Source organism: Sporolactobacillus shoreicorticis (genome assembly GCF_024125445.1).
Classification (GTDB): Bacteria; Bacillota; Bacilli; order Bacillales; family Sporolactobacillaceae; genus Sporolactobacillus; species Sporolactobacillus shoreicorticis.
Genome location: NZ_JAMXWM010000092.1, coordinates 1 through 785, shown reverse-complemented (window position 1 = coordinate 785; position 785 = coordinate 1). Strand labels below are relative to the sequence as shown.

The 785-nt window shown below is 36.3% G+C and carries 1 protein-coding gene; it reads right to left on the bottom strand.

Annotated features, from left to right (window positions below; genetic code table 11):
- Nucleotides 1-158: 158 nt before the first annotated feature.
- Nucleotides 159-692 carry a tyrosine-type recombinase/integrase gene (locus NIE88_RS22110; RefSeq protein WP_253065714.1) on the bottom strand — a complete coding sequence of 178 codons (534 nt, stop codon included), beginning with the start codon at nucleotides 690-692 and terminating at the stop codon, nucleotides 159-161.
- Nucleotides 693-785: the final 93 nt, after the last annotated feature.

Genomic DNA, 785 nt, shown 5'->3' with positions numbered 1-785 from the left:
CATAGGAGCAAGTATCCGGCCTTAAAGACTTATTTTCATTGCAAATAAGTAACCAGACCACTTTGATTAGTTGCATTTGACATCTATGGTTACATCGGTTGCATAAATACTATTTTATAGTAGATTTACAGATGAGTACAGGAAAGGTAATTTTTTCATCAGCGCCAAGATACGTTGATGAGCTGATGGTTCACCTCTTCATCATTAATCCCAAGGTAAAAACGTGTTTCTTTTGGGGACTTATGTCCCAATAAATACATTGTTTTCATAATATCATGATTGCTGTCTATGTAAAAACGCCATGCTGCGGTTTTTCGAGTCGAGTGGCAACTAATATAGCGAGGATCAAGCCCTGCAAAGTCAGCTGCCCATTTTAATAGTTTATGGACCCACTGTCTTTTGAATGGGAATATGAGGTCATCATCTTTTTTTGTTTTCAAGTAGCTATCCATCCGTTTTCGACAGTTTTTATTTAATACAATCACACGTTCCATGCCGGTCTTCATTGTTTTTACATGGACGTAGCCGTTTCGAATGTTCCTTTTTCGAAGGGAAAGGATGTCCGATACTCTTAATGCAGTTGAAAGAGCAAATTCAAAATAAAGCGTGTAAACTTCACCATTCTGACGACTAGCCAAAGCTTCAAACATTTCCTTAATTTTTTTTTGATCTTTGATTGGTACGCTTGCCACTGTTAATTCCTTCCTCTCTAGTCATAAAATGAATCCTATTTTAAATGCAATAAGGCGCTTAATATAAGTATTTTACTACTGCTTTATAAGCTA